This window comes from Thiohalocapsa sp. (assembly GCF_019695415.1).
Classification (GTDB): Bacteria; Pseudomonadota; Gammaproteobacteria; order Chromatiales; family Chromatiaceae; genus Thiohalocapsa.
The window spans coordinates 1-3031 of record NZ_JAIFKJ010000450.1; the positions used below are offsets into that span (position 1 = coordinate 1).

The 3031-nt window shown below is 67.1% G+C and carries 3 protein-coding genes; all 3 read left to right on the forward strand.

All coding sequences use genetic code 11. From position 1 onward, the window contains the following. Positions 1-79: 79 nt before the first annotated feature. Complete coding sequence (locus I6U14_RS12625; RefSeq protein WP_296899827.1) at positions 80-427, forward strand: phenylpyruvate tautomerase MIF-related protein; 348 nt, start codon at positions 80-82, stop codon at positions 425-427. A 215-nt stretch (positions 428-642) separates the two neighbouring features. Beyond that, positions 643-2391: a proline--tRNA ligase gene (locus I6U14_RS12630; protein WP_296899829.1), complete on the forward strand. Its 1749-nt coding sequence runs from the start codon at positions 643-645 to the stop codon at positions 2389-2391. Between the two features lie 85 nt (positions 2392-2476). Then, the coding region (gene fabA / locus I6U14_RS12635) for a 3-hydroxyacyl-[acyl-carrier-protein] dehydratase FabA (RefSeq protein ID WP_296899831.1) at positions 2477-3031 on the forward strand (555 nt) is incomplete at its 3' end.

A 3031-nucleotide genomic window follows, 5' to 3' on the forward strand; every position in this document is an offset into this window, starting at 1 on the left:
TGTCTGGAGAGGCCCGGCTCCGTCTGATTTTTGGGCAGGATGCCCAATAAATCAGTATCCAGCGCAACGAGATCCAGCCATGCCGACACTGATCATCAAAACCAACGCCGAGCTGCCACCCCAGCCGCGGTGCGGCCTGCTCGCGACCGCTTCGGCCGCCGTCGCTGAGCTGCTTGGCAAGCCCGAGGGCTATGTGATGGTGCTGCTGGAGCCGGTCGCCGACATGACCTTCGGCGGCGACACGGCGCCCTGCGCCTATCTCGAGCTCAAGAGCCTCGGACTGCCGGAGGACCGCACCGCGGAGCTGTCGGCCGCCCTCTGCGGGCTCCTGGAGGAGCACCTCCGGGTGCCGAAGGCGCGCGTTTACATCGAGTTCGCCTCACCGCCTCGGCACATGTTCGGTTTCGACGGGCGGACATTCGGCTGACCCGCACCTTCCAGACCGGGTCGAACCGGACGGGCGGTCTGCCCGCCCGACGCATCAGGCGCCAATCGGCCTGGTCGGGAGCGCAGCCCATTGGCTCAGCGCCGTCAGCGTGCCACCTGTTCGCGCTGCCGGCGCATCAGCCGGCCTCTCAGCTTGCCCAGCCCTGCGCGCACGGCTAGACTCCGCCCCTTTGTGCCAGCCCGCCGTCACCTGCCATGCGCACGTCCCGGTTTCCGCTTCAGACCGTCAAAGAGACCCCGGCCGATGCGGAGATCGCGAGTCACCGGCTGATGCTGCGCGCGGGCATGATCCGCAAACTCGCGGCCGGGCTCTATACCTGGCTGCCGCTGGGGCTCAGGGTGCTGCGCAAGGTGGAGCGCATCGTGCGCGAGGAGATGGACCGCTCAGGCGCGCTGGAGGTCGCCATGCCAGCGGTGCAGCCAGCGGAGCTGTGGCAGGAGTCCGGGCGGTGGGAGCAATACGGCCCCGAGCTGCTGCGCATCAAGGATCGCCACGAGCGCGACTTCTGCTTCGGCCCAACGCACGAGGAGATCATTACCGACCTCGCGCGCGGCGAGATCAAGAGCTACAAGCAGCCCCCGGTCACTTACTATCAGATACAGACCAAATTCCGCGACGAGGTGCGCCCGCGCTTCGGAGTCATGCGCGCCCGCGAGTTCCTGATGAAGGACGCCTACTCCTTCCACCTGGACCAGGCCTCGCTCGCCGAGACCTACAACATCATGTACGACACCTACAGCCGCATCTTCCGCCGCTGTGGGCTCGACTTCCGGGCGGTGCAGGCGGACACGGGCGCCATCGGCGGGAACGCATCACACGAGTTCCACGTGCTGGCGGCCTCCGGCGAGGACGCCATCGCGTTCTCCACCGAGAGCGACTACGCCGCCAACGTGGAGCTGGCGGAGGCCGTGGCACCGGCGGACGCGCCGAGCCCAGCCCAGCCCAGCCCAGCCCAGCCGAGCGAAACGGCGCGCATCGTCGACACGCCGAAAGCCAAAACCATCGCCGACTTGGTGGAGGGCTTTGGCCAGCCCGTCGAGCGGACGGTGAAGACTCTCGTGGTGGCCGCCGCCGACCCGGAAACCGGCGAGGAGACTGGCCTTGTGGCCCTGTTGATACGCGGCGACCATGAGCTGAACGCGGTCAAGGCCGAGAAACTGCCGGGCGTGGCAAGCCCACTGCGCATGGCCACGGAGGACGAGATCCGCGCCGCCGTCGGCGCCGGCCCCGGCTCGCTGGGTCCGAAAGACTTACCCCTGCCCTGCATCGTCGACCGCGCAGCGGCCGTCACCGCGGACTTCAGCGCCGGCGCCAACACCGACGGCAAGCACTGGTTCGGTCTCAACTGGGGTCGGGACCTACCGCTGCCGGCGGTGGCGGATCTGCGCAACGTGGTGGACGGCGACCCCAGCCCCGACGGCGCCGGCACCCTCACCATCGCCCGCGGTATCGAGGTGGGCCACATCTTCCAGCTCGGCACCAAGTATTCGGAGGCCATGAAGGCAACGGTGCTGGACGAAGCAGGCAAGGCCGTCACCATGACGATGGGCTGCTACGGCATCGGCGTGTCCCGCGTAGTTGCCGCCACGATCGAGCAACATCACGACGACCGGGGCATCATTTGGCCGGCGGCCATCGCGCCCTTCGAGGTCGCCCTGCTGCCCATGAAGTACACGAAGTCTTTCCGCGTGCGTGAGGCCGTCGATGACCTCTACGAGCGCCTGCACGCCGTGGGTATCGAGGTGCTGCTGGACGACCGCGACGTGCGCCCGGGCTTCATGTTTGCAGACATGGAGCTTATCGGCGTCCCGCACCGTGTGGTGGTGGGCGACAAGCATCTGGACAACGGCCAGGTGGAGTACAAGGGCCGCAGCGACGCCGAGATGCAGCTGATCGGCCTGGACGATATCGTCCCCTTCCTGGAGCGCAAGCTCGCCGGCTGAGCCGCTCCGGTCCAGCACGCCGCCCGCGCCCGCCTGGAGGACAACAGGCGACCCGCCCGCCCAACGCACAGGACCCAAAGCGCGCATGAGCAGAACCGAATCCTTCGACCGCGAGCAGCTGCTCGCCTGCGGCTACGGCGACATGTTCGGCCCCGGCAATGCCCAATTGCCGGTGCCGAACATGTTGATGATGGACCGCATCACCCGCATCGCCGACCACGGCGGTGACTACGATAAGGGCGAGATTATCGCGGAGCTCGATATCAAGCCGGAGCTTTGGTTTTTCGGCTGCCACTTTCCGGGCGACCCGGTGATGCCCGGCTGCCTGGGGCTGGATGCCATGTGGCAGATTGTCGGCTTCTACCTGGCTTGGATCGGCAACCCGGGGCATGGCCGAGCGCTTGGCGTCGGCGAGGTCAAGTTCACCGGCCAGGTGCTGCCGACGGCGAAGAAGGTGACCTACCACGTGCACATGAAGCGAGTCATCTCCCGCAAGCTGGCGCTCGGCCTCGGGGACGGCGTCCTGGATGTGGACGAGCGCGAGCTCTACCCTGCTAAGGACATCCGCGTCGGGCTCTTTACCTCCACAGAGCGCTTTTCACCCGACACCCCGGTTTACGGCCTCCCTTTTTTCCATGCA

Excerpts from the sequence above, each read along its gene's own strand:
- I6U14_RS12625 (WP_296899827.1), top strand. The coding sequence starts at position 80 with ATGCCGACACTGATCATCAAAACCAACGCCGAGCTGCCACCCCAGCCG.
- I6U14_RS12630 (WP_296899829.1), top strand. The coding sequence starts at position 643 with ATGCGCACGTCCCGGTTTCCGCTTCAGACCGTCAAAGAGACCCCGGCC.